Annotated in this window: 23 protein-coding genes and 3 pseudogenes; 9 read left to right on the forward strand and 17 right to left on the reverse strand. The window is 68.1% G+C overall.

Annotated features, from left to right (window positions below; all coding sequences use genetic code 11):
* Nucleotides 1-90 precede the first annotated feature (90 nt).
* Nucleotides 91-636, reverse strand: coding sequence for a hypothetical protein (locus ACIP63_RS14805; RefSeq protein WP_401515319.1), 546 nt, complete (start codon nucleotides 634-636; stop codon nucleotides 91-93).
* A gap of 660 nt (nucleotides 637-1,296) precedes the next feature.
* Here ACIP63_RS14805 and ACIP63_RS14810 point away from each other — a divergent pair.
* Nucleotides 1,297-1,695, forward strand: a complete 399-nt coding sequence (locus ACIP63_RS14810) for a hypothetical protein (RefSeq protein ID WP_401515322.1) — start codon at nucleotides 1,297-1,299, stop codon at nucleotides 1,693-1,695.
* 632 nt (nucleotides 1,696-2,327) lie between these two features.
* On the opposite strand, the gene ACIP63_RS14815 is transcribed toward ACIP63_RS14810, so the two are convergent.
* The 7 genes and pseudogenes from ACIP63_RS14815 to ACIP63_RS14845 all read right to left on the reverse strand — a co-directional run bounded on the left by ACIP63_RS14815 (nucleotide 2,328) and on the right by ACIP63_RS14845 (nucleotide 9,286).
* Complete coding sequence (locus tag ACIP63_RS14815) at nucleotides 2,328-3,683, reverse strand: hypothetical protein (protein WP_401515325.1); 1,356 nt, start codon at nucleotides 3,681-3,683, stop codon at nucleotides 2,328-2,330.
* A 55-nt stretch (nucleotides 3,684-3,738) separates the two neighbouring features.
* A pseudogene (locus ACIP63_RS14820) lies at nucleotides 3,739-3,897 on the reverse strand (helix-turn-helix transcriptional regulator); the annotation flags it as partial.
* A 129-nt stretch (nucleotides 3,898-4,026) separates the two neighbouring features.
* Nucleotides 4,027-5,079, reverse strand: coding sequence for a transposase family protein (locus tag ACIP63_RS14825; RefSeq protein ID WP_401515327.1), 1,053 nt, complete (start codon nucleotides 5,077-5,079; stop codon nucleotides 4,027-4,029).
* Nucleotides 5,080-5,599: 520 nt separating this feature from the next.
* Nucleotides 5,600-6,595: an ArsR family transcriptional regulator gene (locus ACIP63_RS14830; RefSeq protein ID WP_401515330.1), complete on the reverse strand. Its 996-nt coding sequence runs from the start codon at nucleotides 6,593-6,595 to the stop codon at nucleotides 5,600-5,602.
* Between the two features lie 133 nt (nucleotides 6,596-6,728).
* Nucleotides 6,729-7,073, reverse strand: coding sequence for a hypothetical protein (locus ACIP63_RS14835; protein WP_401515333.1), 345 nt, complete (start codon nucleotides 7,071-7,073; stop codon nucleotides 6,729-6,731).
* A 313-nt stretch (nucleotides 7,074-7,386) separates the two neighbouring features.
* Nucleotides 7,387-7,992 (reverse strand): DinB family protein, encoded by a 606-nt coding sequence (locus ACIP63_RS14840; RefSeq protein ID WP_401515335.1) that lies wholly within the window; start codon nucleotides 7,990-7,992, stop codon nucleotides 7,387-7,389.
* A 436-nt stretch (nucleotides 7,993-8,428) separates the two neighbouring features.
* The gene (locus ACIP63_RS14845; RefSeq protein WP_401515338.1) at nucleotides 8,429-9,286 is read right to left on the reverse strand and encodes an MBL fold metallo-hydrolase; all 858 of its coding nucleotides are present in this window, start codon (nucleotides 9,284-9,286) and stop codon (nucleotides 8,429-8,431) included.
* 195 nt (nucleotides 9,287-9,481) lie between these two features.
* Between ACIP63_RS14845 and istB the strand changes: the two are divergent.
* A pseudogene (gene istB / locus ACIP63_RS14850) lies at nucleotides 9,482-10,024 on the forward strand (IS21-like element helper ATPase IstB); the annotation flags it as partial.
* A 34-nt stretch (nucleotides 10,025-10,058) separates the two neighbouring features.
* On the opposite strand, the gene ACIP63_RS14855 reads toward istB, so the two are convergent.
* The 4 genes from ACIP63_RS14855 to ACIP63_RS14870 all read right to left on the reverse strand — a co-directional run bounded on the left by ACIP63_RS14855 (nucleotide 10,059) and on the right by ACIP63_RS14870 (nucleotide 12,273).
* On the reverse strand, nucleotides 10,059-10,433 hold the full coding sequence (locus tag ACIP63_RS14855; protein ID WP_401515341.1) for a hypothetical protein: 375 nt from the start codon (nucleotides 10,431-10,433) through the stop codon (nucleotides 10,059-10,061).
* Nucleotides 10,434-10,843: 410 nt separating this feature from the next.
* Complete coding sequence (locus ACIP63_RS14860) at nucleotides 10,844-11,359, reverse strand: GNAT family N-acetyltransferase (protein ID WP_401515343.1); 516 nt, start codon at nucleotides 11,357-11,359, stop codon at nucleotides 10,844-10,846.
* A 12-nt stretch (nucleotides 11,360-11,371) separates the two neighbouring features.
* On the reverse strand, nucleotides 11,372-11,581 hold the full coding sequence (locus ACIP63_RS14865) for a hypothetical protein (RefSeq protein ID WP_401515345.1): 210 nt from the start codon (nucleotides 11,579-11,581) through the stop codon (nucleotides 11,372-11,374).
* Between the two features lie 179 nt (nucleotides 11,582-11,760).
* Nucleotides 11,761-12,273: a PadR family transcriptional regulator gene (locus ACIP63_RS14870; protein WP_401515348.1), complete on the reverse strand. Its 513-nt coding sequence runs from the start codon at nucleotides 12,271-12,273 to the stop codon at nucleotides 11,761-11,763.
* Between the two features lie 56 nt (nucleotides 12,274-12,329).
* Here ACIP63_RS14870 and ACIP63_RS14875 point away from each other — a divergent pair, with 56 nt between their 5' ends.
* Both ACIP63_RS14875 and ACIP63_RS14880 read left to right on the forward strand, forming a co-directional pair.
* Nucleotides 12,330-13,022 carry a cysteine hydrolase family protein gene (locus ACIP63_RS14875; RefSeq protein ID WP_401515351.1) on the forward strand — a complete coding sequence of 231 codons (693 nt, stop codon included), beginning with the start codon at nucleotides 12,330-12,332 and terminating at the stop codon, nucleotides 13,020-13,022.
* A gap of 73 nt (nucleotides 13,023-13,095) precedes the next feature.
* Nucleotides 13,096-13,439, forward strand: a pseudogene (locus tag ACIP63_RS14880) (transposase); the annotation flags it as partial.
* A gap of 30 nt (nucleotides 13,440-13,469) precedes the next feature.
* Here ACIP63_RS14880 and ACIP63_RS14885 read toward each other — a convergent pair.
* Nucleotides 13,470-14,159, reverse strand: a complete 690-nt coding sequence (locus tag ACIP63_RS14885) for an SMI1/KNR4 family protein (protein ID WP_401515354.1) — start codon at nucleotides 14,157-14,159, stop codon at nucleotides 13,470-13,472.
* 140 nt (nucleotides 14,160-14,299) lie between these two features.
* Between ACIP63_RS14885 and ACIP63_RS14890 the strand changes: the two genes are divergently transcribed.
* Nucleotides 14,300-14,815 (forward strand): DUF6228 family protein, encoded by a 516-nt coding sequence (locus ACIP63_RS14890; protein ID WP_401515357.1) that lies wholly within the window; start codon nucleotides 14,300-14,302, stop codon nucleotides 14,813-14,815.
* Between the two features lie 70 nt (nucleotides 14,816-14,885).
* Nucleotides 14,886-15,518, forward strand: coding sequence for a hypothetical protein (locus ACIP63_RS14895; RefSeq protein ID WP_401515360.1), 633 nt, complete (start codon nucleotides 14,886-14,888; stop codon nucleotides 15,516-15,518).
* Nucleotides 15,519-15,924: 406 nt separating this feature from the next.
* Here ACIP63_RS14895 and ACIP63_RS14900 read toward each other — a convergent pair whose 3' ends face one another.
* The 4 genes from ACIP63_RS14900 to ACIP63_RS14915 form a co-directional block, all read right to left on the reverse strand.
* Nucleotides 15,925-16,353, reverse strand: a complete 429-nt coding sequence (locus ACIP63_RS14900; protein WP_401515362.1) for a hypothetical protein — start codon at nucleotides 16,351-16,353, stop codon at nucleotides 15,925-15,927.
* A gap of 174 nt (nucleotides 16,354-16,527) precedes the next feature.
* Complete coding sequence (locus tag ACIP63_RS14905; protein WP_401515365.1) at nucleotides 16,528-17,445, reverse strand: cupin domain-containing protein; 918 nt, start codon at nucleotides 17,443-17,445, stop codon at nucleotides 16,528-16,530.
* A 100-nt stretch (nucleotides 17,446-17,545) separates the two neighbouring features.
* Nucleotides 17,546-18,454, reverse strand: a complete 909-nt coding sequence (locus ACIP63_RS14910; RefSeq protein WP_401515368.1) for a zinc-binding dehydrogenase — start codon at nucleotides 18,452-18,454, stop codon at nucleotides 17,546-17,548.
* Between the two features lie 539 nt (nucleotides 18,455-18,993).
* Nucleotides 18,994-21,546 (reverse strand): helix-turn-helix domain-containing protein, encoded by a 2,553-nt coding sequence (locus tag ACIP63_RS14915; RefSeq protein WP_401515371.1) that lies wholly within the window; start codon nucleotides 21,544-21,546, stop codon nucleotides 18,994-18,996.
* 181 nt (nucleotides 21,547-21,727) lie between these two features.
* On the opposite strand from ACIP63_RS14915, the gene ACIP63_RS14920 reads away from it, so the two are divergent.
* The 3 genes from ACIP63_RS14920 to ACIP63_RS14930 all read left to right on the forward strand — a co-directional run bounded on the left by ACIP63_RS14920 (nucleotide 21,728) and on the right by ACIP63_RS14930 (nucleotide 24,548).
* Nucleotides 21,728-22,816 carry an alpha/beta hydrolase gene (locus ACIP63_RS14920; protein WP_401515374.1) on the forward strand — a complete coding sequence of 363 codons (1,089 nt, stop codon included), beginning with the start codon at nucleotides 21,728-21,730 and terminating at the stop codon, nucleotides 22,814-22,816.
* Nucleotides 22,817-22,874: 58 nt separating this feature from the next.
* Nucleotides 22,875-24,035 carry a serine hydrolase domain-containing protein gene (locus tag ACIP63_RS14925; RefSeq protein ID WP_401515376.1) on the forward strand — a complete coding sequence of 387 codons (1,161 nt, stop codon included), beginning with the start codon at nucleotides 22,875-22,877 and terminating at the stop codon, nucleotides 24,033-24,035.
* A gap of 288 nt (nucleotides 24,036-24,323) precedes the next feature.
* A complete protein-coding gene (locus ACIP63_RS14930) occupies nucleotides 24,324-24,548 on the forward strand; it encodes a hypothetical protein (RefSeq protein WP_401515379.1) in 225 nt (74 codons plus the stop codon).
* Nucleotides 24,549-24,853 lie beyond the last annotated feature (305 nt).

A 24,853-nucleotide genomic window follows, 5' to 3' on the forward strand; every position in this document is an offset into this window, starting at 1 on the left:
GTACGCCGCGACCAGCAGGGCTCGGTCTTCCAGCGGAAGGCCCCACGGCCGCCCCCTGCGGATCGCGTTAGCTCCTCGGAAGGCCACGAATCAGCCGCAGCGGCTTTCCTGCGGCGCCACGGAGCCCACCTGTTCCATACGCCGGATCTCCCGCTCAGCCGCTTCGAGATGGCCGAGGTCGAGGGCCATCGCGGCACGCCCGGCGACGTAGAAGACATCCTGGCGGATCCGGCAGTCCAACCCTGGTTGGCGGCACAAGGCCAGAAACCGCACCTCGAGACTGAGTTCGATGCGGCACATCTCATCCCGGACGCGGACCGGGAGTGTGGCGTGCCGGATGTCCTTGGCGTAGTCACGCGTTTGTCGGTCGGCCTCGTCAGGCCGGGCTTCCACAGGGCGATAGGGGTGATCGGCCCACTCCGCGTCAGCCCACCAGACGAGTTCGTCCAGGTACTCCGAAGCGAGCACCAGATCTGAAGGCGAGGCGGAGAGGGCCTCGTCCGCGTCGGAAGTCAGCTGGGCGAGACGGCGTCGCGCGTCGTCGTCCCCCGCTGAGCACATCGCGATGAAGCCCGACAACACGTCGAGCCTGCGCGACACCTCCGCCCGCTGCCAGATCTCGTACAGTCCCGCCATCCACCGTTCCCTCTCCGTCGACCGCGTGCCCACGTACGAACCCTACGATGCGCCTCCGCCAGCGCGTCCAACGGTTTTCCTGGGCTCAGCAAACGAACCTCATGCCGACTCGTGCGGCGCACGGTCTCCCTCTCTCCGCTCGTGTGTCCGCGAGCGAAGGCTTCGTGATCATTGCGGGACAGCCCTTGGGCGGCTCCTCTGGATCTCCGGTCACCGCCGTCCTCTCCCGGCCGTTGAGGAGGTCCGGGCTCGCAGATGCCGCCCACCCTTGGCGTTCATCCGTGTGCTTGAGGGCAAGATCGCCAAGAACCGGCTTCATCCAGGCATCGGCCCGATCGGCGGCATCGCTGAGGACGAGGTGACCGGATCGCTCGGCCGTCGGATTCTTCCACCATCGGGCGGACGATCAGCGAGATCGGCCTGCTGACGGCGTGGATGCGTGGTGCCGGACCGGCCCGGTAATCATGCGCGGGTCAGGTCGCAATCGTGGACGAGACCAGCTCTGTGAAGAAGGGCCGCGTCCTGCCCGCGAAGCGGACGCCGACATCTCGTTCTCCCCCGATGAGCTCGGCTTTTGCGGTCCGCCGCAACAGCGTGGCCGGATGCGGCGCCACTCAGCAGAGTGGGTCTCACCGTGCACAACAGTCCTAGGGGGAAAACGTGCAGAAGAACCTCAAGACGCTCGCCGTGGCCGTCAGCGGTCTTGCTCTGGCGCTCGGCGGATCGACGGTGGCTGTCGCCGCTCCGCAGGGCGACGTGAGCGCCCAGGTCAGCTGCTACGACGGGGCCTCGTCCTTCTCAAAGGCATCCGGCCGGAGCACGACGAGCGTCTTCAAGACGTCGACCAGGTGCAACGACATCAATCTCAAGATGGGCGCCAGCGGCCGTTACGTGAAGGTGTGCTTCAAGCTCAGCAGCGGCTCCTTCGACTGCCAGAGCGACTACAAGTGGGCTTCTGCGGGCTCCTGGAAGGTGATCGCCACCGACGTCCGCGACTCGCAGGAGTTCGTGTTCTTCTTCCAGACCACCAGCTCCGCGTCGGGCTCATACGCCGCCTGACCGCGACAACCGCAGTGACTGATCAGTAGGTAAGGGGCGGGCCCGCCGGCGAACACCTGGCGGGCCCGCTCCATGCTCCTGCGGAAGGCGACGAGCTACAGCTTGTCTTCTTGGTGTTGTTCGCCGTGCGAATCTGTCCGCCATGGCACCTCCGGTAGTCCGTGGACTTGCCCTGCCCGCCCCGCTGACGTCCCTCATCGAGCACCACCTCTGGCGCCACCCGGGCGATGCGGCGCTGACGAAGGTCATTCCGCGGTTCAAGGACCACTTGCCTTCGTGTCGGACCCCGGGCAGATGGCGTACGCGTCCCAATCAAGGAGGCGAGTGCAAGGCCGGTTGCGGCGCCGGCGTCGAGGCTGGTGATCAGGTAGATCCGTTCGATCGACAACTGCCCGGTGCTTCCGCGAACTATTTTGTTCCGGACTATCTGCCAGAGATCGGGTGTGGGTGCGTGTGTGGGCGGCGTCGGGCGCTCGGCGCTTTGGTCCGCCCGTGCCCGCCCGTTCTGTCCTCTGGGCGGGCCAGTCGCCCACGGGTGGTGCGGGTGGGGTTACCGGGGCGGTGCGGGTCGGCTGCCCGGCTCGTACAGGGCCGGCGCAGGGGTCGGGCCGGGCAGCCGGAGGGGGCGTGCGTCAGCTCGTCGAGGGGTTGACGGTGAGGGTGGCCGTGTTGTTCGTCAGGTCGGGGTCGAAGGTGCGGACGGCGGGTTCGTAGGCGTCGTTGTAGAGGGCGGCGCGGGCGGTGGCGTTCGGGATGACCTCGTCGATGTGGAGGGTGAAGGGGAAGGTGTGGGTGGCGGGCTTGCCGGATTCGGTGAGGTAGATGGGGGTGTTGCAGCGGTAGCGGGTCTCGGACTGGGACCAGCAGGCGGCGGGGGCGGAGGCGACCGAGGTGCCGGCGGGGATGTCGATGTCGACGGTCGCGGCGGGTTCGCCCGCGCCGAGGGAGGCGACCCAGGCGGGGCCCGCGTTGTGGACGGTGACGGTGGCGGGGACGGTGTCGCCGGCCGCGCCGGAGACGGTGGAGGCGGTCAGCCGGTAGTCGGCCTGGTTGACGGTCTTCACCGTGAAGCTGCGGTACGGCTGGAGCTCGTCGGAGGGGGCGGCGGCCGGGGTGAGGTTCAGCTCCGGGCCGGCGCCCGGGGTGAAGGCGCGGCCGGTGCGGGCCTCGGCGAGCGCCTGCTCGGAGTAGGGCTGCGCCGAATAGTCGACGCGGTCGAAGAGGGCCATGTCCTTGGTGCGGAACTTCAGCGGGAGGGAGTGGTACGAGCCCGGGGTCGTCCGCTCGTCCAGGACGCAGAGGAACGTACGGCCGGTGACGGCGTTCGTGGACTCGCAGTTGGAGGGGACGGACATGCCGAGGCGGATGCCGCGGGAGGTGAAGACGGTGAGCAGGGTGCGGTCGGCGGTGCGGTTGCCCTGGTTGCCGAGGACGACGGAGGAGTCGAAGGGCTGGTCGGGTGCCATGCCGGTGCGGTACTCGGCCTGGGTGAGGCCGAGCGCGGGGCCGTCGTTGACGGCGACGTAGGTCTCGCCCGGGTAGGCGTTCATGCCGCCGGCCTGGGCGGTGTAGCGGACGTAGCCGTCGTTGCCGTCGGTGGCGCCCGGCTTGGTGGTCAGGCCGATCCGCGCGGCGGGGGCGTTGGCGCCGCCGGGGAGTTCGGGGGTGGTGCAGACGGCGGTGGTCTCGTTCTCCGGGCGGCAGTTCGCGGGCCAGGTGACCTCGGCGAACGAGGCGACTTCGGAGGCGTCGACGGTGAGCGTGCCGGCCGGGACGGTGGTCGCCGTGTTGTCGTGGCTGATCTGCACGGTCAGCGACTGCGACGGTGCGGGGGAGCCGTCCTCGGACGGGCCCGCGAGCGTGATCTCGTACGGGTCGGACCAGAGCCACAGGGCGTCGGAGGCGGCCGCGGCGGGGGCCGCGGCCGGGCCGGTGACGGCGGCGAGCGCGCCGAGTGCGGCGGCGGAGGCGATGAGCGTCTTCTTCACGGGGATCAAGACAGCGGAGATCGGCGGATGGTTGTACGGGGGAGGAAAGCCGGTTTCAGTCCGCCGGGTCGGCCGTGCGGTCGTCGAGGATGCCCGAGCGGGCGATGAGGTAGTTGAGTTGGGCGCGGCTGCCGCTGCCGAGGGCGGCGGGGCCGCGGCAGGTGCGGACCTTCATGCCGAGGCGGCGGGCGATCGCCTCGTCGAGGCCTCCCTGCGAAACCTCGCCGTCGGCGTCCACCGCCAGAACGGCCAGACCAACATGGCCGCCGCCCTCCGCCGTACCGCCCGCGACTACCGTCGCCCCCTGACCGCCCTCGGCCTCACCTGACGAACCCGGACAAGATCACTTCACGCAATGACCCGGGCCTCGGTGCTCACGTCCGAGCCGGGAACAGGTCTGCGGTCTGCTGCCGGACAGCAGGCCGGCGATGGCTTGAACGGTGTCGTCCATGTGCTCGCGCCGACCGAGGTGACGAGCCAGTGCCCGCCAGTTCTTCAGGTGCGCGATGCCGTGCTCGACCCGGATGCGGTGTGAGGAGTGGGCCTTGCGCCGGCGCTCGTGAATCTCCTCGTACCAGTCCGGGGCATTCTTCTTGAATTTGCGGTGCGGGGGCGTCACGACGCGTCCGCCGGTCTGGGCGCCGAGGCCTTGATAGCCGGCGTCGGCAAGGATCTCGACCGCTGGACCGTCAGCCAGGAGCTTGACCAGCCCTAACTCGCGGGCATGGGTGATGTCCGCGCGGCTGCCTGGCTCGGTCGGGCTGCAGAACAGCAGCCGCCCGTCCCCGTCGGTGAAGACCATGGCCTTCACAGCGTTCTTCTTGTTCTTGCCGGAGATGAACTTGTCCCGGTTCTTGCGGCCGACGGCCGGGCGACGGACTCGGATTTCGGTGCCGTCGATGATGCCGGTCTTCCCGGTCGCGCCGAGGTGGCCAACGACCTCGGCCAGGGTTCGCAGCCGCACGCCGGGGCTGACCGTGCATCCCCGCTCCGCGAGCAGGGGCCGCACCTCGCCGATCGCCCGGGTGACAGTCGAGCGGTCCACGCCGAACCAGCAGGCCAGCACGTCATGCGTGACCCCGTGGCGAAGGTGCACGAGCGTGGCCAAGAGGCGGTCGATGAAGACCATCCGGTGCTTCGCACCGGCGCCCACCGCACGCTTCCGCGGTCGGGACGCAAGCCTGGCCTGGTGTCGCTCATGCCACAACGGTCCCACCTCGGCGACGAGTTCAGCGATCACCGTGGCCGACAGACCCGTGATCCTCCGGTCGCTGATGATCGCTGTGCGCGTCGCGTTCGCCACCACACGACCATGATCGACCATCCAGAGGTCGACGTCCCACCGCTGACCGTGCACGAGCTCGTTAGACGGGGAACAGGCAGTGTTGATCGCCATCACTCGCAACCCCGATGATGACGGCGCCTTGGCTCTCGAATACCGGACTGCGCGCTCAGATTGCCGCATCGTCGGCAGTGACTTCTGGACGGACCCCCTTCTGTGCCAGAGGCATGTCATAGCACCTACTTTCTCGGGCTTCGTCTCAAGCTTGGGCCTGCAGCCTCCACAGTCATGTCCCTGGCGCGCCCGGACAAGGGTGGCAATGAGGTGCAATGCGGCCTGGTGCCAGGCCGCCGCGGGAGTACCGGAGCTCGTGATCGGCAGGTTCGGACCGGTTCGGCGCCCCTTTTCGTGGGTATGGCGGCGTGCTGGTGAGCCCGCCAGACATTGGAGTCCACCGAGACATTTTCCGCACGATGGCCTCCGGAGTGCGGCAGTGGTCGGCCCACCGCCCTCCTCGAACCCGACCAGTCGGTATGAGCGGCTTGATCCGGTCCCGCGTCACTTCAGCGATCCCCGATGGGACACATACAGACAAGCAACGGCCTGCTCATCAGTGAATACGCCCTGGTGCTGGTCACTCCGTCGGGCTCACGGAGCGCAGCAAGGACGCGCCTGCCGGAGTGAGGGTGTGCAGCACGGTCGGGCCATTCCGGATTGTGGTGATGAGGCCTGAGTCGCGCAGCACCGTGGCATGTCTGCTGGCGGAGGATGCCGAGACTCCGGCGGCACGGGCGATCTCGCCGGTCGTGGCGCCGGTGGACGCGGCACGCAAGGCGACCGCTCGCGCACGCCCGAGCAGGGTGATCAGTGGTTTCCCGGGGCCATCGACGCCACGCGGGGGGCTCGGTTCGTGGAGGAGCGAGTACCAGAGCACGGGCGGCATTTCCGGGTCGGCGAAGGCAACCGGCTCACCCCAGTTGAAGTACGAAGGGACGAGGGTGAGCCCACGTCCGTTCAGATAAAGGTCCCGGTCCTCGACCTGCTTGGGATAGACGACTTCCAGGACGGGCGGGCGCCAGCACAGCATCGGTCCGAGTCCCGAGAGCATGCCCTCGACTCCGCCGTCCAGAACCCCACGGGCACGCGCCGCCCTCTCCGCCTCGATCCGGGCCTGCGCCTGATCCTCGTACGGGGCGAGCACCGCGTCGTGGTACGCCCGCAGCATCCCCGCGAACTCCTTGCGCGTGTCCAGTTGGGCCAGCTGCCTGGCCCACGAGGGAGCACCGACGGTCCGGTCGAGGATGGCAACTTCCTTGAGGACTTGTCGCGGAGGCGTGGCCAGAATTGATTCCAGTCCGGCGTTCAAGTCCCCCACCGCATCAGCAGGCGTCAGAAAGTCCGGAAAGTAGGCGGCCCTTGGGTACAAGGGCAGGAAGACGCTCCGCAGGACACGCCCCAGCCCCCTCTCCCGCGTCTGCTGCCTTGCCATGCGGTACCACCCGGCGTAGGCCCACCGCCCTCTGCGGGACTGTAATCGGTGCATACTCGAGGCGACTTCCCAGAGCGGATCAGGCGCGGCGGCAATCCTGGTTCTTGCCAGATCTGCATCGCTGAAATGAATGCGGAGCATGTCGTACCCCGTTCGGTGTGGTCAGGAGGAGATCGTAGGTCGCGGAGATCAATACGCGATAAACGGGGGTTCAACAGAAGTGAGTCACCTGTTTAGTTTCGCCTGGGCTGCAATGGATCGAGGCACTTACGGTTCACCGCTCGAACTGTAAATGCAGAGCACACAGGGGGCAGGAGCGGCGCACGGTCTGACGCGCTGCGTCTTCGCCTACGATCCAGCACTTCAGAGGGTGTCTCACGTGGCGAGTTTTTGCGAACCCCCAGCAGGTCAGCGGGGCGGCCAGGTCGAGGAAGTGTGAGCCCTTTCGTTCGTATCGGACGGTGTGGCGGCGGTGGTCGAAGAGCCAAGCGGTGGACGGTTCAATCTTCCAGGGGTGCCGACCGTTGCGTTCGCCGGACTCGACGCCTGGCCGCGCGATGCGCGCGACGAGCCCGCGCTCGCGCAGCCAGACCAGGTGTTCGGCGGAGAAGTACGCCATGTCCGCATGAAGTTTGACGGGCCGGCGCCGCCGTGGTCCCCGGCGGTCCCGGACGGGGGATGCAGCGGATGTGCGGCTTCAGGGCGAGGAAGTCGTGCGTGTTCGCGCCGGACAAGGTGACGGCGAGCGGGGTGCCCTGGGCATCGGACAGCACGTGCAGCTTACTGATCTCGGCGGCAGATGCCGCCAGGGACGGCCGCTGGTCAGCTCGCACACCGCAGCCGTGAAAACGTGCCCACTCGTCACACGGAGCGGTCCCCCACCTTGCGGACGAGCAGCGAAGGACAGCAACGGGGCTTCCAGCCCTCAGTGTTCATGAGGAACCAGACGCTTCGACAGCCTTGACCTGTGCGGCCGATCTGGCAGCCTGCTCAACCTTCACGCAGAAGGCCGCACGGGCATCCTCGTCGATCTGCTCCTCGTGTTCGGGGCGCAACCCGGTCCGACCGTCGAGGCCCTCGCGCAGGATATCGGCATGCCCGGCATGCCGGATGGTCTCGCCGAGGACATGGACCAAGACGGCGAACAGGTTCGTGTCGGCATAAGGCTCCGGCCACCACGGCACGTGGCCGGGGGCGTCGATGGGAAGCTCGTTGATCGTCGCATTCGAGTGATCCCACGTTCGCTGGTAGAACCCGATGATCTGATCGCGGGTCTCGTCCTCGGTCGCCCACAGATCGCTGCCGTCGGAGTCCTGCCACCGGGGCAGCGGTTCCGGGAAAGGGCGGTCGAAGACCTCGCCGAAGTACCTGGCCTCGACGGTGGCCACGTGTTTGACCAGGCCGAGAAGGTTGGTCCCGGTCGCTGTCAAAGGCCGGCGGGCGTCGTATTCAGACAAACCGTCGAGTTTCCAGAGCAGCGCCTTGCGGTCCCGCCGCAGTCTCCCGCACAGGTTGTCTTTCGCGAATTCATCGATCATGCAGCATGAGCCTGCCATGGGCTGCGCGTGGTCTCAAGATCCCGTACGTGGTCCGCAACGACTGGCAGAGCCGAGGCCATGGCCAACGCACCTGACCTGCTACAAGGAGCTCGCGCAACTTGCCGTGTAGGACAACCTCCTATTTGTCGTTTCAGCGTGACGTTGCGTGTGGGGCACGGAAGTTGGGTGCTGTGTGGGCGGGAGCTGGTGGGTGCCTGCTGATCTTGTTCCTGATGACCCGTGGGAACGTGCGGCTCCGCTGCTGCCGGATCGTCCGCCCCGTCGGCACCGGCATCCCGGGCGGTTGCCGACTGATGACCGTGAACTCATTTCGAACGATCAGCAAGGCTGGTTCCGCGATCTTGTGGCGGGGCCGGCTGTCTTGAGTGACGTCGATCAGCGACGATCCGGGAGTACCTGCCCCGAACCCCCGCGATCACGTCGAGAGAAACGGCTCCGTCAAATGCGGCGTAGCCAGGTGCAGCTTAATCGCGGCTCCGCGGTCGAGCATGCGCTCCCTCGAGCGCCTGGCCGCCTCGGGGTCCACCTCGTGCACGTAGGCGAGCTCGGGGTGGAGCAGCTGGAGCGCGTGCACCAAGAGGTCGCCGGTGACGAGCGCCAGCTCGCGCCCGTCCGCGACCAGCACGCTCTGGTGTCCGGGCGTGTGACCGGGCGTGGTGACCACGCGCCCGGCGCGCAGCAGCGTGTCCCCGTCGAGAAGCCGCAGCCGATCGGCGGCTGCGAGCGGGGAGGTGAGGGTCTCGCGAAGCTGCGGGTTGAGCTTGTCGATGGCGTCGTACTCGGCCCGCTGGAGCAGGTATTCGGCGTTCGGGAAATAGGGGCGGCGACCGCCGGTCGGAGCTTTGGAGTCCGCCGTCCCGGCCGTTGCCAGTACGGCGTCCTCGGTCACGACTGCCCACCCGACATGGTCGGTGTGCAGATGGGTGAGCACCACGGTGTCGACTTCGGCCGGGTCGATGCCCGCGGCGGCGAGCGACTCGGGGAGCGCACCGGGCACAGGCGCCCACGAGCCGGCCGGGCTGTCCGCCGGACCGATCCCGGCGTCCACGACGGTGAGGCCCTTGTCGCCGCGGATCGCGTACGCGCGGAACTGCAGCCGCCAGCTGCCCTCGGCGTCGACCGCACCCGGGTCGTAGCGGTCGGCCTCGGCCCACTGTGCGACCGTGGCCTCGGGGAAGGCCTCGGCGCGCGGGGAGAAGAATGGGCCCTCGCCGTCGGCGAGAGCGATGATCTCGGTCGAGCCGATCCGGAGACGGGGAACACTGAGAGACATGCCCGCGATCCTGCCATGCCTGCCGCGTAGGCGGGCTGCGATCGGCGGTACCCCGGCTGTCGGCGCTGTCACGAACGCGGGCCGGGCGGTTCCCTCCTGCGTGGATTCGGCAGTGTGCCGGTGCCCCCCTGACGGTCGCTGACTCACAGGCAGCGAACGCTCATCCCTGGCCGCGACTCCCCGTCGAGGTGCCGATACGACTTCTCGTTCCAGCCCGGCCTCGACCCGCGCACGGCCAAGGACCTCGTTACCCTCTCGTTCGTCGACGGCAAGGCGAACGCGGCCCTGCTCGGGCCGCCCGGGGTCGGCAAGACGTACATCGCCGTCGCCCTGGCGGTCGCGGCCTGCCTGGCCGGCTACTCGATCTACTTCACCAGCCTCGACGACATGGTCCGCAACCTCAAAGCCGCCGAGGCCGCCGGCCGTCTGACTAATAGGCTCGGCACCTACCTGCGGCCCAGCGTTCTTGTCATCGATGAGGTCGGCTACCAGCCCCTCGAACGCGCTGAGGCGAACTTGGTCTTCCAGGTCATCTCAAAGCGTTACGAGAAGGGCTCGATCATCCTGACCTCGAACAAGACCTTCAGCGAGCGGGGCCAGGTCTTCGGAGACGAGGTCTTGGCCACCGCCATCCTCGACCGCCTCCTCCACCACTGCGAAGTGATCTCCATCAACGGCCCCAGCTTCCGGCTCGAGAACCGCCTCAAGGCCATCGAGCGGGACAACGACGTGGCCTGACGACCCACGTCGCTTCCGGCAACCGAGCGCTTGATCAGTTGTTGATCGCCTGCTGAAAGATCTTGGAGAACTCACCGTTCTCGATCAGCCCGGCGATCACGCCGGTCATGTTGTCGATGCCGGGATCTCTGACGACCAGGCCGTCCGAGACCCAGAAGTACCGGCCCCCGAGGGCCTCGTCGGTTCCTGCCCAGAGTTCCATCAGACGCTCGACTTCCACGACGGTGAATACGGTCGCGGTCCACCGAGATCCATCCTTCAGAGTCACGAAGACATCGACGTTGCAGACCTCGTCCAAGTCCTCGCCGTCGCTGGGCAGGAATGACGCCTCAAAATCCTCCATGCGGACCCGATACCAGGGCTCGTCCCACCCTCGCTCGATCGGTTCAGACGATGTGCTGGGGCTCATCGCGCGAGTGTCCCCGGTTGGGGCATCGATCTCAACCGAGATCCTCTGCTGTGCTGCTGCCCGCGGTCAGAGCTGGGACGTTCGACCGTACGCAACTGGGGAGAAGAGTTGGTACGCCGACAACGCGGCATACAGCTTCCTGCGCACGGCACTTCCAAGACGCAGACCCTAAGGGCTGTCCCGTAATCCCTGGCGGGCGCACGACGACAGCTACGGCACCTCGCTGCGTTATCGGAACGCCCGAATACATCCAGTATGCGAACGCCCCTCCGCCTTGCGATGCACCGCATCTGACGCCGTGCGCTGATCCACCAGGGATTACGGGACAGCCCTTAGCCTGGCGCGTGCGTGATTCACAAAGGCACGGAACCTCTGGCCGCATCTTCCCCCACAGCCTGCTGCACCACCCTTCAGGCGATGCCCGTCGGTGCCGAGCGAAGGGAGATGGTGAACGCCATCCGGTCGAGCCCGGGGCCGTCGTAGTCCGGCTTCACGGCTGAGGCCGTGAAGCCGAGTCGGGTGTGGAATGCCCGCGACGCGGTGTTCTCCGGGCTGGTGATGCAGTGCACGAAACGGCGCCCGTGTGACCGAGCGAGTGCGAAGAAGGCCTGGTAGAGGGCACGCCCGACACCCTGCCCGTGCAGCGCCGGATCGACGCCGACGAAATGCACGTAGGCGGTCTCGGGCTGTGTCTGTGACAGGAAGCCGACCAGGAAGGCAGCAACTTCTCCATTGCCGCGTTCGACCAGAAAGCTGGTGGTGGTGAAGTGCTGGAAGTACAGCCGGGGCAGCAGCAGCGCACGTTCCGTCGCTCCCGCCTCCCCCTTCAGGCCGCCCCACCACGCGTCCAGTACCGCGAGCACGCGGGGGTGGTCCGTCTCGGCAAGGTGTCGGGCCTTCAGGCCTGAGGGAAGATCTTCGACCATCTGTCCAGTCTGTCAGCGCGCGAGACGTACCGCGAGCACGCGAGGCATTCCGCGAACTTGGCCGGTGCGGGGCGCGATGGCACAGAGTGCGCGCGGCAAGCCGGCAGTGGCCAAGCGCAGTTGCGTCAGTAACTGGCTGTCGTCGACCACACCCTCGGTGACCAGGAACGCCGCCAGCTTGGTCAGGCTCCAGGTCGAGAACCGAAGGCCCTGCGCGGACACCAGCACCACCTGTGCCCGCCGCCAGGCCTCGACGACCCGGTGCCACGGCAGCTGATCCGCAGAAACCGCCGGCCCTCGTCGTTATCGTTTTCCCGGACGCGTACTGGTTCTGCCTCCCGCGCAGTCTCGCGGGAGGACAGAGCGTCCAGGATGCAGGCCGGCGGGGCCTGTCAGTGCCGTCAGGCCAGGACCTCCCGTAGCCAGGACCGTTCCGCGTGGCTGGTGGCGCGGGCGATGGTGAGCATGCCGCGACGGTAGGGGTCGCCGGTGTCCTCGGCGCGCAGTGGGCGATCGCCGTCGTGGAAGAAGCTTGCGGGCTGTTGCAGGAAGTCCAGGCGCCGACGCAGTACCGCGTGCTGGTCGGCGGTGTCGGGGAGTTGGGAGAGGAAGGCCAGGATGGTGAAGTACCGGGTGCTGTCGCTGATGTCCAGGCCGTCGGCGTCCCGCAGCCGCCGCAAGAGCTCGGTGCGGCCGGTTGCGGTGAGGCTCAGGGTGTGCCGCTGGGCGGCCGAGGCACCCGGCTCGGTTCTGCGATCCAGCAGTCCGGCGTTGACGAGTCGGTTGATCGCTGGATAGAGGCTGCCGTCGCTGACCGGTCGAGCGTGACCGGACAAGTGCGCTATCTGACGGCGCAGTTGGTAGCCGTGCAGCGGCCCGTCGGCCAGGAATCCCAGGATCGCGAGTTCCAGCATTCTGCTAGTCTCGCACATCGAAACGATGTACCTCGAATCGATGTAAGGAGGTGAGGATGTCGTTTACCGAGGAATGGGTGACCGAGCGGGCGCGTGACGCTTACGAGCACGGCCGGGCATCCTTCGATGTACGGCCGGAGCGGACGGCGTTACTGGTCATCGACATGCAGGATGAATTCGTCCGGCCCGGCTGGAGCCCCTACTGGGTGCCGGCGGCGACCCGGATGGCACCAAGGCTGCGTCGACTGGTCGAGGGATGCCGATCCACCTCTGTCCCGGTGATCTGGACCATCTTCGACGACACGCATCTCGGGCTGGACCGGCCCAAGGCCCTGCGTTACCTTCCGCACGCCGACACCGACTGGCATCGGCCGGGCCCGGCCGAGGTGTGGGACCAGATGGGTCGGCGCCCCGAGGAGGCCCTGATTCGTAAGCCTTCCTACGGCGCGTTCTACGACACCCCGCTCGACACGATGCTCCGTAACCTCGGTCGCGACACGGTCATTGTCACGGGAACGCTCACCAACTACTGCTGTGGCACCACAGCCCGGCAGGCATACGAGCGCGGCTACAAGGTCGTGTTCGGGGCAGATGTCACGGCCACCGACGACGAATCCAGGCAGGAACCAGAACTCGCCGTACTGCGCAAAGGCTTCGCACTCGTCTTGACCGCCGAGGAGATCGCGAGCCGACTGGGCACAGCCGACACCCGCCCACGAGAGGTAGCCGACAGGGCGAACGTTGACTGATGCGGCATTGGGTTCTGTCCGGCGGATCTTGTAGCTCAGAAGCCATCTCAAGTGGCTCGGTAGGCTGCTGGCCATGGCGGGGATCGTTGAACGGCTGGCGCCGGACGACGTGTGGGAGATGTTCCAGCGGGTGGTGCCGGAGACGCCGCCGCGGCCGCAAGGTGGCGGTCGGCGCCGTCATGGTGATCGGGAGAGGTCCTAGCGGCGATCGTGTTCGTGGCCCCCTCAGGCTGTACGTGGCAGCAGCTGCCCACGGCGTCGTTCGGTCCGCCCGGTGCGACAGCCCACCGAAGATTCACCGAGTGGACGAAGGCACGGGTCTGGTCCAAGCTGCACCGCCTGGTCCCCGACGAACTCGGATCCCGCGGCGAGTTGGCCTGGTCGAGGTGCGCCGTCGACTCGGTGAACACGCACGCTCGTAGTCACGACTCGCCCCAGTGCCCAGTGTCAGGCGTTCGTAGACGGCTGATGTGCAGTGAGCTCCGCCTTTTCCAGCCAGTCGGAGTACCAGCGGGCGAAGGTGACCGGCTTCCCGGCCCGGTCGAGGAGGGGGACGAGGTCGGTGTCATCTGCCCGGCAGTCGGACCAGATGGTGCCGCGGTGGATGCCGCTGATAATCAGCCACTCCCTTTGGGCGCAGCCGAGGTGAGAGATCACGATGGCGCCGGCGGTGCGCTCGGGGGCGAACATCAGGGGTTCCCAGCGCTCGTCCCACGCTTCGATGGCGTCGTCGAAGTCCTCTATTTCCTCGAACTCCTCTTCCTCCGGGCGCACTGCGAGAAGTGCTTCAAGTTCCTCGGGGTCAGGGCCGTGGGCGGGAAAAGGCCGGGCAAGCATGGTCAGGTCGGCGAGGTCGGCGCCATCTCCTTCCCAGCGCCAGCGGCCCTGTATGCGGCGGACGGGGAAGAGGCCGTAGGCGGGACCCGCGCCGCCTGCGCCCACGGAGGTGAGGAAATTCCGGTAGTCATCCGGCAACCGCACACCCATCTGCGCTTCGAGTTCAGCAAGCTCGTCATCGGCCAGCGGGTCTTCCAGCGTCCACCTGTGGCCGAGCGAGCCGAACACCTTGCCACTCGCCGGTTGGGTACCCAACTCGGCCACGCGCTGACGTACACCGTTCCACTGCTGATCAATCATGCCCAGACGATACGGGGGGCCAGTGACAGCGGAGGCTGCTGGACACCACCGCACGCTGACAAGCCACCTCCGAGGCTCAGCCGGCCGACAGCCATGAATCCGAATGACGGCGCACGCGGTCCTGACCTAGCGTTCTGCCCATGACCTCTCCCGACGACAGCACCGGGCCCCGTGTGACGATCCGCTGCCAGGACAACGCGTGCGTCGGTATCGCGTTCTGCGACCGGTTCAGCTTCGACGCAGACTCTGTGCACTATGCCGTCGAGCTGGAAGCCCCGGGGCTGACCGCGCGCGTCAACGAGGTCGTCGCCTGGATCTGGGACAGGGATCTCGCCCCGTTCCTGGAAGGGCTCGCCGCCGACTACCGAGGATGGGACGGCGAACGTAACTGGCAGACCATTGACCGGGACTTGGCGGTAACGGCTGTCTTCCGCTCCGGCGGATACGTCGGACTGACCTGGACCTTGCGCCCATGGCCGACGGCCGCGGGCGGCTGGGCCGCATCAGTGACCACCTGGCTGGAGGCCGGCGAGCAAATGGCTTCCCTGGCTTCCGACATCCGGCAATTCCTCGCCGGAGAGCAACAGTGCATTCCGACTCCGGCACCCGCATCATCTGGTCACCGGGGCACACGCATGGGTCGACATCATCCTTGAGGAGCATCAGGCAACGGCCGAGCTCACTGCGCCCTACATCCCCAGTGCGCCCGAGGATTTCCTGCCCGCAGTGGTCCGGCTCGTCGCGGGTGAACGGGAGACCCGTGTCCAATCCGAGGCCGTGCCGACGGCCCACCGGTGGATTTTCTACCGCGAGGACTCAGCCGACCCTCGGCATGACGTTGCCGTCTTCGTCGCGGAACGCGGGATCGGAGACCTACAGACGGAAACGCAATCGATCAAGCCGCATGGAGGCCCCGTGGGATCCAGAGACGCCGACATCGATTTCACCTTCACGCGGCCGACCACGGTACGCGCTCTTCTGGACGCCCTGACAACGATGGGTTGGTCCGCCGTGACACCAGTCGGCCACGTTGCATACATGGTCAATGACGAGGACGACTCCTACGAGTGGCACGACAGCACACCCGAGCACATCGGCGAGGCGCTGGCGGTGCTGGACGCGAGGGCCCACCTGCCGTACACGGTGGCCCTCGACGTCTACCACTCAGAGGCGAAGACAGGAGGCATGCTCATGTTCCACGCTGGTCGCACGGTTGTTTCGTTCGTTCCCGGTATTGACCGTCGCCGTGTCCCCGCGGCACCGGAATTCACCGACGTTGCCTGGTATCTGCAAGCACTCCTCCCCGCTCTCGTCACAGCGGGACTCAGGGGGTACGAGGCCCGCGAGGTGTGCTACTGAGACTTCGGCTCCGTCGAAGTCAGGAGCCCTGAGTCTCATCGAGGACGTCGCCTCGATTTCCGGCGCGGTGGCGATTTCGGCGATGTGTCGAAGCGCGCCCTGGCAGACGTCCGCGTTGCCGGCATCTTCTGCCAAGGCGCGGATGGCGACGGTCGCGGACTGATCGGCACCGATCAGATCTTCGGCCTCTTCCGGCACCGCCAGGTCCATGAGTGAGCAGCCGTGAGTTCAGACCGGCCCACGGTTCGCGTTCGCCCGGTCGACGGGGGACGTCGCAACCCCAGCACAGGTGGCCAATAGCCGGATGGTGCCGCCGACGTTCATCGGGCTCTGCGGCATCCAGGCCACGGTCGACAGGCTGCAGCAACAGCGTGCGCGGACGACGACCACGCCTGGCGCCCGTCGCCTACTGGACCGGGTTGGTCGTGAGCCAGTTGTTCAGTTCACGCGCCGGCCCGAGCATGGGAGGGAGGCGGGCCTCCCCGCTCAGTCCCGCGGCCGCGGTGAACCCTTTCTCCAGCTCGCCGAACAGACGAAGCGGCTCATCGTAGACGCCTTCCGGCGCTCCGGACTCCTTCATCAGCTCCGTGAGCAGGTGCGCGGCATTGAACATTTTCACCAGGCCCGGCCCGCAGTCTGCGGAACAGTCGACCGTGGCCAGCCCCTGAAAGTCCTCTTGGAACATGCGCGCCGCGTCCTGCAGAGTCGCACTGTGCCAGGACGCGGTCAGGCTCGCGCTTGGTACCGCCTCCTTCTTGTCGGCAGACGCGTCCGCCTTTCCCCCGCAGCCGCTCATGGCTGCTATCGCCGCGGCAACGAGCAGAGCTCCCGCCACGGTCTTCCCCCACTGGTATCTCCCCATGACGGTGGATCATGCCATGGTCCTCCCGCGCTCCTACGGGGATGGGAGCCGATACGCTCCCGGCGACCACACACGGTGACACCAGGACCGGCTCAACGAGGAATGCGCGACACCTCAACGTGCGATCCCCTCAGTCACGAGGACGGATCACCTGCGAAGTCGAGAACGGTACTCGCCCGGGGCCGTGCCTCGGGCACGTCTGAAGGCACGGCTGAAGGCGTGCGGGGAGCCGTATCCGACCGCGCCGGAGATCGACTCGACCGGCTCATCGGTATCGCGGAGCCGGACGGACGCCAGGTCGATGCGCCACTGCGTCAGGTACGCGCCCGGCGTCTGACCGAGGGCGGACCGGAAACGCCTGGACAGCGTCGCCCGGGAGACGCTCGTCGCGGCGGCCAGGGTCTCCGTGGTCCAGGGGTGTCCCGGTTGGGCGTGGACACATGCCAGAGCGTCGCGCACGACCGGATCACGCATCGCTCCCAGCCATGAGCCGGACTGCTCCTGCGGGTGGCGGGCCAGCCAGGCGCGTACGAACTGGACGAGCAGAAGGTCGACGATGCTGTTGATGGCGGCGGTGGTGCCGATCTGCGGCTGTGCGAGCTCGGCAGCGAGAAGTTCGACGGTCCTTCTGAGCTGCGCGTTCTCCCGGGCTGTGACGTGCATCGGCCGAGCGAGGGAAGTTAGCACCGGTGTGCGCACCTCCGGGTCCTGCTCATAGTGCAGGACGATCACTTCCGTCTGCTCCGGTGCCGAGCCCAGCCGCAGGGCCCGGCCATCGCCAAAAGCCCGGGCCGCCGCCTCACGATCGCAGGAACCCATCGTCACGTTGGCGCCGCCGGCTATCCCGTGTGCGGTGCCCGGCGACACCAGGACGGCGTCCCCGGCCTGCACCTGAAGAGGCTTCTCGCCTGTGGTGTGGAGCCACATAGTGCCGCGGGACACCACGTGCAGTGCCGCTCCTGGATAGGAGTCCAACCACAGGCCCCACGTTCCTCCGGCCTTCAGCATGACCCCGAGCGCCCCACGCGCACCCGAAACACGCAAGACCTCCGCCAGCACATCCATGGGGTCCATTCTCGTCCACCGCCGCGAACCGCCCACCGACGGCCTACAGCCGACGGCCGACGGACGACGGACGACGACGCATGTGTCCTCGTCCACAGCTTCAGGCCACGTCAAGAATGACCTTTCCGTGCACCTTCCGCGCGAACAGCGCCTGGACGGCGTCGTCCACGCTCTGCCAGTCGCCTCGCAGTCCGACCGGAGCCGAGAGCCTCCCGGCGGCCATGAGGCCCAGCAGGTCCGTCAGCTCCCCACCGGTCGGCGTCATGTCGCCGTAGGTGGCCATGCTGCGGGGCTCACCGAAGCCGAACAAGGCCCCTGATGGGAAGGTGGTTTCCTGCCCCGAGGAGTAACCGACCAGGTGGATGGTGCCGCCCTCGGCGAGGGAACTCCATGCCTGGGCCACCAGCGGCCCGCCGACCGTGTCCAGGACGAGGTCGAACCGGTCCCCGGTCTCGGCCAGGTCGGTCAGGACCCTGTCGGCGCCGAGCTCACGGAGTCCGGCGGACCGCTCCGGCGAACCGACGAGTGCCGTCACCCGGGCGCCCGCCAGCGCCGCGAGTTGGACGGCGAAGTGCCCCACGCCCCCGCTGGCGCCGGTGATCAGCACGTCACGCGCCAGTAGGGAACGCTTGCGCAGCACCCGGAATGCGGTGACTCCGGCGATCCCCAGCGCGGCGGCATCGGCCAGGTCCACGCCCTTGGGGACGGTGCCGAGCGAGGCGGGGCTGACTGCCACCCGCTCCGCCCACGCGTGGGGAGCCATTCCCACGGCGACGCGCGTACCTTCGGGCGGCCCCGAGCCGTCGGATGCGGAGCGCACCACGATGCCGGCCGCGTCGTGACCGTGCACGGCGCCGGCTGGCCACTGGTGCACGTAATTCAGCTCGCCGAAGTTGAGACCGATGTGCCGTATCTCCACCAGCGCCTCACCGGTGGACGGTACGGGCTCATCGACATCGGCGAACCGGATGGGTCCGGCCTCACTGTGATCGACCACAAGGGCGCGCATAAGGGCTGTGTTTCCTTCTCTCGTGGACGTGCCTGAACACTCGGCGCGGCAACAGGTCAAGTGCGCAAAAGCCGCACTGCCGCCTTCTTGGAACCCTTTCGCAGGACCGGGACAGCGACCAGCCCCGTGAGGATCACTCAGTTGACGATCTGTGTCAGTGCGGTTCACGGCGCGTCGAGCCCTGCGCCCATCTGGTCGATGGCCCTGTGCTGGGCAGACATGCCGGCAATCCGGCCCGCCCGCAGGCGGTGGGCGACGGCGATGACGGTCCGGCCTTCGAGGGCGGCGGCCAGGGCCCGTTTCGGTGGCGGGCGGCCCGGGGGTCCAGGTGGGCGGTGGCCCTCCTGGGCCCAGGCCGGTGTCGAGGACTGACCCCGACCGGGCCTACGCGGCCTCCAGGTCGGACCACGCGGGCGAGACCAAACACCGCTTGGGCACGCCGCTCCCGACGGGAACGCGTCCGCAGCGGGTCCCGCACGCCGCCACCGCCACCGCCGCCACCGCCACCGCCACCGCCACCGCCGCCGCCGAGCAGACCCTCAACGGCCTTCCGACGACGCCCTCTCATCGGAGGCGCGGCGCATCGAGCCCGGTTTCACGTCGCTGGCGACGCGGCCGGAGCGGCCGTAGACGCGCGCGAGGTGTTGCTGCAGCCGGATGTGCCGGAACTGGTAAACGGCACCGGCCTGCCGGAGTACCCCCCGGCGATATGCGTCGTCCAGGAAGGCGGCGGTGTCCCACGGCAGCCTGCCCGTCAGCGGCAACCAGAACCGGGCCACCGTCAGCCACTGCCCCCACGCCGTGAGTGCGAGCACGTACGCCGCCGAGCCGCCCAGCCCGCCGACCGCCCCCAGAAGCAGAGCCTCTTCCAGTGGCCACACCAGCGTCCAGGGAAGCACCTGCTGGAGCAGGCCGACGACGACGTGTCCACAGACAGCGAGTCCGGCAGTGACACCGGCAGCAAGTACGAGGAACTGCCGGGTGGCGGTTGACCGGTTGACGGACAGCAGTCGCATCGGCGTGGCCGCGGCGGCGATGTCCACGGGTGCCTCGAAGGCTGCGACGAGTCCGAAGGTCAAGCCGGCCGTCAGACCGAAGATCAGTCCCAGGGCCAGCGTGTCCTGAAGCGCCGCTCCGATCAGATCCGCGTGCGGGACGGTTCCGGCCAACGCGCGAAACATCGCGGTCGTCCAGGCGTGTGCGACTCCCAGCACAGAGCCGCCCAGCAGCCCGACCCCGAAGCGCGTGAGGATCTCGCGACCCGGCCTGTGATCGACCCCGGGGGCCACGGCCGCCAGCCTGAGTCGTACCTGGGTCGGCACGGCCACGGTACGGCCCACCGCGGCCAGGGCACAGTGCGCGAGACCGAAGACGACCGCAGAGCAGAGCCCGAACACCGCCACCTCAAGCATCACTGAGGTCTGCACGGGCGGAATGTACCCGAAGGAAACGGCGAAAAGCATCACAAGCCAATTGGCCGCGAACATGCACAGTCCGCCGAGCAGCGCGGTGTGCAGGACGCGCATCGGCAGACGCACGGACGCGCCGAGCCGCCACCAGGCAAGGTCTCGACGCTCGTGGGTACCGCTGGCCAGACTGTGGGCGAGGAAGCCGAGCCAGCGTTCGGCTTGGTCAGGGTCGCGGTTGCGCTGTCCGGGGGCGGGGTCGGCCCGTTCGGGGGTTCGGTGCCGGTAGACCGTGGGCACGAAGTTCGCCAACAGATGTTCCTCGAGGTGACGCCCGGTAGGAAAGCTCGCGGTGTCAAGCAGTTCGACGGGGTCGTTGCCGGGCACCTCGCTGTACATCGTCCGCGCCAGGGTGACCATCAGGGGCGTTCCCAGGACCTGTCCGAGCTGGATGCTCGCCGGGGTGTCACTGACCCGCAGTTCGTCCAGGACGGCACCCCACACGCCTGTGGCACCGCGGCTGCCCAGGGAGTCGCCGAGGCGGTCGGTCCGGGGCAGGTACGCGGCCAGATCCTCGACGGTCAGATCGGCGAGTTCGACGCAGGCTGCCATCACCAGAGGCGCGTGCACGTCGCGGACCGCTCGGGCGTACTCGTCCCGTCGGCTGGTCAGGAGCACTGGGTGGGACGTGGCGTTGAGTGCTTCCAGCGCGGGGCCACGCAGCGCTTCGGCGAGCTCGTCGAATCCGTCCAGGACGGGCAGAATCAGATCGGAGTCGACGAGTTCTGCGGCCAGCGTCGCACCCTCGGGAGTCGTACGGGCCAGATGCGGGTGGTCCCGTAGAAGATGGTCGACCAGCAGGTCTCGCGGTGTGATGGTCAGCGGGTCCCAGGATCCGATGCTGAGAATGACCGGCACCCGGAGTGAGGAAGTCGGGGCCGCGAGGAGCTCGAGGACGAACTTGATGGCCAGGATCGATTTCCCCGAGCCGGCGCGACCGAGAATGACCAGTCGCTGCGACTCGACACTCCGGTAGGTGTCGGCGACAGTCCGCAGGTCGCCGTTCAGCTCCAGATCCCGGGCAGGGACTCCCGGCTGCAGGCGCTGGATGTTCTCCGGACGGTCCATCAGGACGGCGGGAGCCGGCTGGAATCGCACGGGCAGCGGGAACGGGTCATGGACGCGACGATGTCTTTCCTCCCGCTGCCAGCGCCGGCCGACCTCGCGGGCCAGTGAGGCGGCGGCGTCGACGAGCGGGCCGGCCGGCGACGGAACGGCCGGCTCGGGGTCGGGGAGCGGCGCGGCTGGTGCCGGTGGCCCCGGCTGAGTCTGGGGGTGAACGGCTGGTGCCGGTTCCCCCGGCTGACCGGTCGGTTCCAGCTCCTCGGGCTGAGCAGCGGGGGTCGGCTCCTCCCGCGTACCGGCGGGTGTCAGCACCTCGGCCCGGTCGGCGAGGGCCGGCTGTGTCAGGTCCAGGGTCGCGGTGAGCCGTTGCCACTCCTCCGGCGACACGTTCAGGACTTCCGCCACCTTCTGCAACGTCCTCAGCCGGTGCTCGGGGAGTCTGCCGTTCTCCAGCCGGCCGATCGTGCTCACGCTCACCTCGGCCAGCTCCGCCAGCTGCTCCTGGGTGAGGCAGGCGCGTTTGCGCAGCTGACGCATTCGCGTGCCTAACTCATTGGTCACTCCGGACTCTCGCCTTCTATGGACACCGGTACCCCCCGAGCGTATCGAGACGACCGGTCACGGATGACCGGTCACAGATGACCTCCTCCTGACCTGCACATGCCCTGTTCTCCGAACCCGGTGGGCCGCATCGTGGTCGTGCCGACGGCCCGTCGGCGACCTCACACAAGGGAGTACCGGAGTGAGACCTCCATCAGCCCGCCATCGTCGCCTCGCCGGCGTCCTGTTCGCGGCGGCACTGCTTCCGGCCGTGTCCCTGGGATCGGCCGCCTGGGCGGACTCCCCGGCCGTCCCCGGCATCGACTTCAAGGACGGCTTCGGCCTGAGCCAGGTCGCAGGCGGCACCGAAGTCCGCTCCAGCACCGACTTCACGATCACCGTCACCACGCCGGAGGTGGCCGGCCCGCACCGCATCCGGATCTTCCTGCCCAGCGGCTACGCCGACGATCCTGACCGGCGATGGCCGGTGACCTACTTCCTCCATGGGGGCGGCGGCAACGTGGACGATGCCGCCGCCGCCCCGGCCCTGCACTCCGACGCCATGATCACGGTGGTCCCCGACGGAGGTCTCAAGAGCTGGTACGCCGACTGGTACATGCAGAACACCGCCGTAGGGGCGGCCAACTGGGAGACCTTCCACCTCGAACAGGTCGTCCCCTACATCGACGCCAACATGCGCACCCTCCCTGACCGCGAACACCGGGCCGTCACCGGGCTGTCCATGGGCGGATCCGGCGCACTCCACTACGCCCAGGCCAGACCCGACCTCTTCGGCCACACCTCCTCCCTCTCCGGTGGAATCGACTTCTCCATGGCCACGGTCCGCGCGGCCGTACTCGCCACGGAGCTCAATCTGCCCGGCGCCTGGTGCGCGCTCAGCACATCGAGCAGCCAGGGCTGCCCGACCTACGGACCGTACGTCGACAGCGACGCCGTCTTCGGCTCGCCGTATCCGGTCCTGGGCGCGGACCACCGCTGGAACGCCTACGACCCCGCCGCCCCGGCCAACCTGTCCCAACTCAAGAACACCCAGGTCACCCTCTACACCGGGGATCAGGGCGTGATCGACGCCAACACGGCGACGGCCGCCCGCACGGTCAAGAACCGCTTGGACCAGCTCGGCATCCCCAGCCGGCTCGTCGACTACGGCAACGGCGCCTCCCTGTCCCCCCAGTGCGACGGCAGTCACACCTACGGGTGCTGGGGCCCGGCCTACGCGGACTACGTCCCGCGCCTGGAAGCCGCCTTCGAAGCCGCCGCGAAGAACTGAGCCGGCAGGACCGGCAGAAACCCGACCGAGCGAGACCTCTCCGAGGAGCGGACACCGAATGACCACCCGAAACCGTACGAAACTGGCCTCCGTCATCGGCGCCGTGTGCGCGACGGTACTCACGCTGTCCAGTTCTGCGGCACACGCCACCACCACCGAGTCCGACCACTCCGACACGCTCGCCGCGCTCAAGGCGTTCCAGGCGGTGGCGGGTCCCGGCGCCGCCGTCCACGCCGGAAACGGCAGCGAGTCATGGACCCTGTCGGCGGGTACGGGAACCGTCAACGCCAACCGCCCCATCAAGGCCGACGAACACATCCGTATCGGCAGTCAGACCAAGACGTTCACAGCGGTGGTGGTGCTGCAGCTGGCCGAGGAAGGCCGCGTCTCCCTGGACGCGCCGATCGATGACTACCTGCCCGGTGTCGTCACCGGCAACGGCTACGACGGCACCCGCATCACCGTGCGCCATCTGCTCCAGCACACCGGCGGTCTCGGCGCCTACTCCCCCTCCCCCGGGCTGAAGACGCCCCCGTCGAACCCGGACGGCACCTTCAGCCTGTCGACGGTGGTGCGGTACGCACTGGACGCCTCGGCCCCGGTCTCCGCCCCCGGTGAGGGCTTCACCTACTCCAACACCGGCTACTACATCCTCGGGATGCTCATCGAGAAGCTGACGGGGCAGCCGGTGCACAAGGCCGTGACCGAACGCGTCATCGAACCGCTCGGTCTGCCCCACACCTTCTTCCCCGCACCCGGTGACCGCGCCCTGCCCACGCCGGCCGTCAACGGCTACCACGGCGTCCGGGCGGGCCCCTTCTACCTGTGGGTGCCGGCGGTCTCGTACGACCCCTCGCTGTACAGCAGCGTGGGAGCCATGGTCTCCACGCTGGAGGACATGAGCACCTTCTACCAGGCGCTGGCCACCGGAAAGATCCTCTCCGCGAAGAGCCTCGCCGAGATGCGCACCGCACGGCAGGTGAACACCGGCACGGGCTACGGCCTGGGCCTCCAGACGTACGAGCCCTCCTGCGGCGGTACGGCGCGGGGCCACTCCGGTGGTGTCCCGGGCTACCAGACCTTCACCCTGACCATGGACGACGGCCGCTACGTCTCCATCGTCACCAACCTGTTGGTGCAGGTCGGCCAGCACCCGGACGCGCAGCTGCGGCAGCTGCTGGACACGGCGCTGTGCGAGGACGCACCGCAGCGCGACTGACGCTGACACCCGGCGTTCCCGCGCAGAGTCCTCGATCACCGCAGCGAATCACCACCACCCCTGACGTGGCCGGTGTGCGCGTCGTCGGCCGCTTCTCCCAGCAGCAGGCGGCCGACGCAACAGGGGAGCGCACACCGGCCGCCCGTCCAGCACACGCGCTGGCGCGCACTCACCTCTCTCCCTCCCCTTGCCTGCGAGCACCCTCACGGCCGGCTCTTCGTACGCCGGCGCTCGGTGTTCACGCACTCCTCCCTCATCCCCTATGGCCCACGGCACCAAGGAGTTGACATGGCACACCGGTACCGGTGCGGCGAATGCAGGTTCGCCACCCGGTGGACCACCGAATCCGAGATCGGCGATCTCGCGGCGGCCCACTACGCCGAAACCCACCCCGGACTCGCACTCGGCGGCATCGTCGAGATCAACCAGAAGAACCCCAACTCCCTCGGGTGCCTGCCGATGCTCGGGATCGCCTTCCTCCTGCTTGTGATCGTCGCCGCCTGTCAGCGGTAGGCCGCCAGCAGCCCGAGCGACCGCGTCGTGACGGGCCGCACCTCCCGTACGAGGCCGCCGTCTTCCGCGGACATGCATCCGGGCGGCAGGCCCCACGCGGCTCCCTCGCTCGCCCACGCGGCACGGGCTGCAATCGCGGGCTGGAGAACGCCCGGTGAGAAGCGCTCCCAGGACTTCAGCCGAACACACGAAAGGCCACAGTGCCATGGCGGACGACAACGACCCACGTCTCACTCCCCAACCGGACCCAGCACAGGCGCCGAACGGTCCGGTGATGCCGAGCGCGGCGGCAGATCAGACGGCGC

The sequence above is a fragment of the Streptomyces sp. NPDC088746 genome, assembly GCF_044751065.1.
Lineage (GTDB): Bacteria > Actinomycetota > Actinomycetes > Streptomycetales > Streptomycetaceae > Streptomyces.

Coding starts and splice junctions, on each gene's coding strand:
- ACIP63_RS14805 (WP_401515319.1), bottom strand. CDS start 636: ATGGCGGGACTGTACGAGATCTGGCAGCGGGCGGAGGTGTCGCGCAGG.
- ACIP63_RS14825 (WP_401515327.1), bottom strand. CDS start 5,079: ATGGCGATCAACACTGCCTGTTCCCCGTCTAACGAGCTCGTGCACGGT.
- ACIP63_RS14830 (WP_401515330.1), bottom strand. CDS start 6,595: ATGCTCCGCATTCATTTCAGCGATGCAGATCTGGCAAGAACCAGGATT.
- ACIP63_RS14835 (WP_401515333.1), bottom strand. CDS start 7,073: ATGGCGTACTTCTCCGCCGAACACCTGGTCTGGCTGCGCGAGCGCGGG.
- ACIP63_RS14840 (WP_401515335.1), bottom strand. CDS start 7,992: ATGATCGATGAATTCGCGAAAGACAACCTGTGCGGGAGACTGCGGCGG.
- ACIP63_RS14845 (WP_401515338.1), bottom strand. CDS start 9,286: ATGTCTCTCAGTGTTCCCCGTCTCCGGATCGGCTCGACCGAGATCATC.
- ACIP63_RS14855 (WP_401515341.1), bottom strand. CDS start 10,433: ATGAGCCCCAGCACATCGTCTGAACCGATCGAGCGAGGGTGGGACGAG.
- ACIP63_RS14860 (WP_401515343.1), bottom strand. CDS start 11,359: ATGGTCGAAGATCTTCCCTCAGGCCTGAAGGCCCGACACCTTGCCGAG.
- ACIP63_RS14870 (WP_401515348.1), bottom strand. CDS start 12,273: ATGCTGGAACTCGCGATCCTGGGATTCCTGGCCGACGGGCCGCTGCAC.
- ACIP63_RS14875 (WP_401515351.1), top strand. CDS start 12,330: ATGTCGTTTACCGAGGAATGGGTGACCGAGCGGGCGCGTGACGCTTAC.
- ACIP63_RS14885 (WP_401515354.1), bottom strand. CDS start 14,159: ATGATTGATCAGCAGTGGAACGGTGTACGTCAGCGCGTGGCCGAGTTG.
- ACIP63_RS14890 (WP_401515357.1), top strand. CDS start 14,300: ATGACCTCTCCCGACGACAGCACCGGGCCCCGTGTGACGATCCGCTGC.
- ACIP63_RS14905 (WP_401515365.1), bottom strand. CDS start 17,445: ATGGATGTGCTGGCGGAGGTCTTGCGTGTTTCGGGTGCGCGTGGGGCG.
- ACIP63_RS14910 (WP_401515368.1), bottom strand. CDS start 18,454: ATGCGCGCCCTTGTGGTCGATCACAGTGAGGCCGGACCCATCCGGTTC.
- ACIP63_RS14925 (WP_401515376.1), top strand. CDS start 22,875: ATGACCACCCGAAACCGTACGAAACTGGCCTCCGTCATCGGCGCCGTG.
- ACIP63_RS14930 (WP_401515379.1), top strand. CDS start 24,324: ATGGCACACCGGTACCGGTGCGGCGAATGCAGGTTCGCCACCCGGTGG.